Here is a 5,734-nt window from a genome sequence, read left to right as displayed (position 1 = left end):
TCGCCCCTGGGACCTTATCTGGAGTCGTTACCGTTTCTGGAAGGGGCGATTTCGCCCCTGGGACCTTATCTGGAGTTGTTACCGTTTCTGGAAGGGGCGATTTCGCCCCTGGGACCTTATCTGGAGTCGTTACTGTTTTTGGAAGGGGCGATTTCGCCCCCGGAGCCTCGCCCTCAGCGGGTGCGGCAGCTCCAGAGGTTCCGCTGGCGGTTAAAGCGGCATCCCCCGGGGCCCTAGAAGCTGTAGCAGCCTCCTCTCCATTCATCAATCTGGCCTCTACAATATCCGGGTCCCAGATGCTGCCCGGCTGTACCCATGCGTAGCCGATGGCGGCTTCTCCCCGTCGGATAGCGACCCAGGTTTTTTCGTCCAGCTTGCGGAGCGCCGTAGGAAAGAGAATATGTTCTTCCATAAAAAACATTTTCTGTGCCTTCCCCGCAAGAAGCCGGGCTTTCCACGCAGCGGTACCGAAGTCTTTGTTTTTTTGGGCTTCTTCTATTTCCCGGAAAAGGGCGCGGATTTCGTCGTGCTTGCCCCACATGACCTTGGAAGGAGCATCGAAGCCCGCGTTTTCCAGGTACGGGAAAAGCTGGTTTTCCTTTCTGGTATAGTGGATAAGAATTTTCCTGAAATCCAAAACGGCCTTTGTAAAAGCTTCAGCGTTTGCTTGAGTCCTGCCCCAGGGCAAAAAGAGTTTTCGGTAGGTCTTTTTAAGAACCTTAAGAGAAGCGCGGGCTGCATCGTTTTCTGCCATATAGGTATGCACCGGATGGCCGCTTAACTTTTCGGGCTTTCCCTGACTTTCTAAGGTGTTTTCAAAGACCGTCACGTGGACTTCGCAGAGCCGTTGTATTTCTTCCGCGGGCATGCCCGCCTGCATGAGGGCCTGCTCCATGGCGGCGATTTCTTCTGCGCTCACGTTTTTTATGAGGGTGTCAAAGTCCTTTTTTACCCGGCTTACGCTTTCCCCGTCATGGAGACGTTTGATAATTTTTTTAAGTTCTTCCCGTTTATATGCGTCGTTTTGTATGAGTTCGCTCATAACCATTCCTCCTGTAAAATGGTACCCGCTTCGTTAACCGTAACCGCCTTAATCGGCACGTTCCGTTTGGCTTGATTCCTGGCCTCTTGGGCAATCATGACAAGGCCTCCGCAGCAGGGTACATGCATGCGCAGAACCGTAATCGTATCCACCTTAGCCTCGTCTATTAACAAGGTAAGCTTTTCAATGTACCGTTCAATGCCGTCATCCAATTTAGGGCAGCCGATGACCAGGGTTTTCCCGGTCAGCCATTGGCTATGAAAATTCCCCAGTGAAAAGGCCGTACAGTCCGCTGCAAGGAGCAGGTTGGATCGGGCAAAGTGGGGCGCCCGCGGGTTGATAAGATGGAGCTGTATAGGCCAATGGGTGAGGGCGCTGGGCTGCTCCGCTGCGGCAGTACCGTGCACAGACGGTGCTGCTGCGAGGGGTTTTAGCCTCATACCTCCTGTTGCCTGAAATCTTTGTTCTGGCTTTTCTGCCGTGGCATTTAGGGCCGCAAAGTCCTGGGCAAAGCCCTGAGGTATGGGGATGCCCTCTTCGGCTAATACATCGAGGGCTGTACTGAGGTAGCCTTCTTCGCCATGATGGTACAGGTGTTCCAGATGGGCCTGGATGGTTTTTTCCCCCTTGGGGATGATGTTGCGCCGCATGACCAGGGCCTCGTTGTACGGTTCCGCTTCCCGTTCTTCTATGTTGATGGCCCCCCGGGGACAGGTTGCGATACAGGCCCCGAGTCCGTCGCAGAGTAAATCCCCCACAAGGCGTGCTTTGCCGTCAATGAGCTGCAAGGCTCCTTCGGGGCAGCCATTGGTGCAGGCCCCGCATCCGTCGCACAGTTCTTCATTTATAGAAATAATAGTTCGCTTCATTTGTGCTCCTCATGTTAAAATCCTTAATATGACTATTATAGAAAGGTAATTGAATTTTTTCTGTAACCAAGGTTACCGTTTTGTGTCTATTTATAGTAAATTGTAAGAGGGGCTTAAGATGATAGATGATGGTGTATCCGCACAGGATCTTCTGGCTGCCAATGACCTTTTAGGCAAGGGCGATTATGCAGGCGCGGTGACCCTTCTTGAGCGGGCCGTGGCTGAGGACCCGACAGACTGTTCTGCACTGACAGCCCTGGGCATCGCCTTTACCGAAGGCGGGGAGCATACAAAGGCGGTTAAAGCTTTGGAACGGGCCCTCTCCCTCCAAGAAAGCATACCCGAAGCCCATGAAGCCCTGGGCTGCGCTTTATATAGACTTGGCAAAATAGAAGAAGCTCGAAAGGAACTAGAACGGGCCCTGGACCTGGCGCCCCAGGATGGGGGAGTGCTCCGTAATTTAGGGGTAGTACTGGATCGGCTCGGCGATTTTGAACGGGGTTCTGATATGATCGAAGAAGCCTACCGGCTTAACCAATTCGATTACCAGGCCATGTATGCCCTTGCGTCGGTCAGGCTGCGCCAGGGGGATCTGGAATCGGCACTGGAACTGCTTGAACGCATCGCCTCGGAGGATGCACCCATCAATCTGAAAATGTTAGCCATCGACCATGTTCAGAATCTTAGGCGATACCTGAAATAAGGCTTTTCTACGGCATTGGAATAGAAAGTGCCGCATAATGGACCGATCGATCCGGCTCTGCATAGGGACCTCCGTAGAGCTCTTTCGCAAGGCCCGATGCAGACATCCCCGAATCGGTCCGGGCAGAGGCTTGGCCGAGCAGCAGGGGTTCTTTAAGGGAATGCTGACCGGAGAAAGAGAAATTACAGCCGAGAAAAGCAGCCACCCCGGCAGCCCCGCAGGCAGAAATCCGAAAAGATTTTACAAAAGAAAGTATATCGTTGGCCTTCCTTTCCCGTATTAGTTCCAAAAACAGCCGGCTCTGTTCAAAGGCCTCGTTGTCGTCATAATGGGCGGACAGGTTTGTGGTAATGACAAAAAGGGTTTTATCAAGTTCTTCTCCAAAGCTGATCTCAAGGGCTCGGCTTAAGGAATGGATGTGGCTCGTCCTGAAGGCTCCAATAAGAATCGGTACGATTGAAGCGCCGGGGCAGGTAATCTGCACCCAGGGAAGAAGGACTTCTAGGGAATGTTCAGCCAAATGAGGGATGTCGTTAATCTCCAATGCGGTTGTGCAGGAGAGGAGTTCATCAACCTTATCGAGGTTTACCGAAATATCGCCCAGGGGGGTCTCAAATACCGAGGAATCACTGAGAAAAACGCCCTCTTCGTGCCATTCGTGCAGCGGTCCAATGAGTACCACCTGGGTTATAGAACGATTTTTAACCTGATTAAAGGCCCGGGCGAGGAGGGGACCCGCAATATCCCATGCCGCATGGGGGACTATGAGGACGAGGGGATCCGACGCTACTTCAGTTTCATCCTGCATCGAGCGGTAGGTTTGCAGGGCCTTTCTGATTTCTGCTTCGGTTTCAGGATAAAATATCCCTGCCACCACCGCAGTACGCCGTTTTTCGGAATTATCCGATAGGTTGGTTATTTCAAGCATACTCTAAGTGTAGAACCCTTTGTGGTTGAATGCAACAAAGGTGAGCATTTCCTCATTTCGATGCTTTGAAAAAGCCCCCGTTTCAAGGTATACTGGTCTTATGAGTATCCGCCTGAAAACAATTGTAGTGGTCATGCCCCTTTTGATAGCCTCTGTTGTGCTTGCAGGAGTTTCTTCCTATTTTTCTGCCGCCTCTGCCGTTACCCGGCTTGCGGTAGATTTCCTTACCTTTAAGGCGGAGGAACTTGAAAATTATGCGAATAGCCAATGGAACTTGCTGGTAGATAACGGCTATGTGGGCCGGAGCGACATGGAGCAGGCGGCCCAGACAGCGGTCCAGTCCTTCGGCCGCAGTATTTTGCGCAGTGCCACGGAAGCGATTTTTGCCATGGATAACAAGGGCTCCCTGGCGCTGCAAATAGGCGCTATTGGCAGCTCTTCTGCTCTATCGGCGGAACTGGAGGCCATACAGAAAACTATTCCTGCGGGGCAGCGGGGCTTTGTAACCCTGTCCCTTGGTGGTATTGAACGCGTAGCGGTTACCTTTCCCTTTGCACCCTTTGGCTGGCAAGTCTTTGTATCCGAACAGCGTCAGACCTTTTTTGGCGATGTTGAATCTATTGCACAAACAACCCTTTATATACTCATCGGGGCGAGCCTTATCAGCATTCTGCTCCTCCTCCTTATGACAAGCTATCTGACCCGACCTATCGAAAAGGTTGTGGAAGTCATGCGCCGGATTATCCAATCAAATAACCTTTCCGAACGGGTGCCGGTACTATACAAGGATGAAATCGGACAGCTTTCCCATACCTTTAACCTCATGCTCGAAGAACTAGATACCGCTTACAATCAAATAAAGAAATATGCTTTTGAAGCTGTGGTAGCTCAGAAACGAGAAACCCGGATTCGAAATATTTTTCAGCTCTATGTCCCCAAAGATGTCATTGATGAAGTCTTTATGAACCCCGATAAAATGCTGGTTGGCAATAATCGGAATGTATCAATCCTTTTTTCTGACATTCGGAGTTTTACTACTATTTCAGAAAAGATGGCCCCCGACGCCCTGGTAAATGCCCTGAACAGGTATTTTTCTATCATGGTTGATGTTATCGTAGCCCGTAACGGCATGGTGGATAAATACATTGGGGACGCTATTATGGCCGTTTTTGGCGCACCGGTAAGCCACGGTCATGACGCGCTGGATTCGGTGCTGGCAGGCCTCGAAATGACCGAAGCCCTTACCGTTTTTAATGATGAGCAAAAACGATTAGGGGGGCCAGAGTTTAAAATCGGCGTGGGCATTAACTACGGTATTGTAACGGTGGGCAATATCGGCTGTGACAAAAAGATGAACTATACGGTTATCGGCGACACGGTAAACCTGGCTTCCCGTCTCGAAGGACTCACGAAATATTACCATCAACCCATTCTGTTCTCTGACTATGTCTATGAACATATCAAGGGGAAAATACCCTGCCGCATGGTGGACAAGGTAGCCGTTAAAGGCAAGACCCAGGGGGTTCCTATACTTACCGCCCGCAGGGAAATTAGTAAAGTCGAAGCAGAGGCATGGAAAATGCACGAAGAAGCGGTGGATCTATACTATCGCCGTTATTTTGGACGGGCTGCAGAGCTTTTTGAAAAGATTTTAGCCTTGCTCCCCGGGGACGATATCGCAACTCAGTATCTTGAACGCAGTCATCGTTATGCGAAAAATCCTCCTCCCCCCGACTGGGACGGGGTAGAGGTCATGACGGAGAAATGATGATGAATCGAACCGACAGACTAGGATGTAAGGTAGCTCTTGTCTCGCTTTTTCTGGTCTGTCTTTGTTTTGTCTCACTGCCAGCCGCTCATGCGCAAGCTCCCGAAGTGTTAACAACAGAGCAGGAAAATACCAAAGGTGACCTTGATACCAGCAAGTATCTTATCCTCTGGCGGGCTGAGGGGGAAGCAGACATGGCTTCTGAGCTTGAATCATTTACCCGCTATATTCTGCAAAACCTCAAGACCTCCCTGGAACGGGATGGGAACCAGCTTGCGGATACTCATAATGTTACAGACCCTACACGAAGCCTGGTTGACGCCGCAGTAGATGCGGGAATTCAACAAACGAGCCGCTGGGTTTTTACGGTAGATCTGGTCCTTGAAGCCCAGCGCCTTTCATGGCGTATGGCAGTCTATGACGC

6 protein-coding genes are annotated in these 5,734 nt (G+C 51.0%); 3 read left to right on the top strand and 3 right to left on the bottom strand.

Annotated elements, in window-relative coordinates; genetic code table 11:
• Both Q7P68_RS13810 and Q7P68_RS13805 read right to left on the bottom strand, forming a co-directional pair.
• Window positions 1-1,042, bottom strand: a 1,042-nt coding sequence (locus Q7P68_RS13810) for a DUF438 domain-containing protein (RefSeq protein WP_304226645.1), incomplete at its 3' end; no start/stop codon positions are given.
• Window positions 1,039-1,911 carry an ATP-binding protein gene (locus Q7P68_RS13805; protein ID WP_304226643.1) on the bottom strand — a complete coding sequence of 291 codons (873 nt, stop codon included), beginning with the start codon at window positions 1,909-1,911 and terminating at the stop codon, window positions 1,039-1,041. The genes Q7P68_RS13810 and Q7P68_RS13805, both read right to left, overlap by 4 nt.
• Before the next feature lie 118 nt (window positions 1,912-2,029).
• On the opposite strand from Q7P68_RS13805, the gene Q7P68_RS13800 reads away from it, so the two are divergent.
• Window positions 2,030-2,614, top strand: a complete 585-nt coding sequence (locus Q7P68_RS13800) for a tetratricopeptide repeat protein (protein ID WP_304226642.1) — start codon at window positions 2,030-2,032, stop codon at window positions 2,612-2,614.
• A gap of 7 nt (window positions 2,615-2,621) precedes the next feature.
• On the opposite strand, the gene amrB is transcribed toward Q7P68_RS13800, so the two are convergent.
• Window positions 2,622-3,542 (bottom strand): AmmeMemoRadiSam system protein B, encoded by a 921-nt coding sequence (amrB, locus tag Q7P68_RS13795; protein ID WP_304226640.1) that lies wholly within the window; start codon window positions 3,540-3,542, stop codon window positions 2,622-2,624.
• 100 nt (window positions 3,543-3,642) lie between these two features.
• Between amrB and Q7P68_RS13790 the strand changes: the two genes are divergently transcribed.
• Complete coding sequence (locus Q7P68_RS13790) at window positions 3,643-5,310, top strand: adenylate/guanylate cyclase domain-containing protein (protein WP_304226638.1); 1,668 nt, start codon at window positions 3,643-3,645, stop codon at window positions 5,308-5,310.
• 2 nt (window positions 5,311-5,312) lie between these two features.
• Window positions 5,313-5,734 (top strand): hypothetical protein (locus Q7P68_RS13785; RefSeq protein WP_304226636.1); only part of this gene is annotated, 422 nt, incomplete at its 3' end.

It is taken from the genome of Gracilinema caldarium (assembly GCF_029265695.1).
Lineage (GTDB): Bacteria > Spirochaetota > Spirochaetia > Treponematales > Breznakiellaceae > Gracilinema > Gracilinema caldarium_A.
This window is presented reverse-complemented; position numbering and strand designations above follow the sequence as displayed.

Excerpts from the sequence above, each read along its gene's own strand:
- Q7P68_RS13790 (WP_304226638.1), top strand. The coding sequence starts at position 3,643 with ATGAGTATCCGCCTGAAAACAATTGTAGTGGTCATGCCCCTTTTGATA.
- amrB (WP_304226640.1), bottom strand. The coding sequence starts at position 3,542 with ATGCTTGAAATAACCAACCTATCGGATAATTCCGAAAAACGGCGTACT.
- Q7P68_RS13805 (WP_304226643.1), bottom strand. The coding sequence starts at position 1,911 with ATGAAGCGAACTATTATTTCTATAAATGAAGAACTGTGCGACGGATGC.
- Q7P68_RS13800 (WP_304226642.1), top strand. The coding sequence starts at position 2,030 with ATGATAGATGATGGTGTATCCGCACAGGATCTTCTGGCTGCCAATGAC.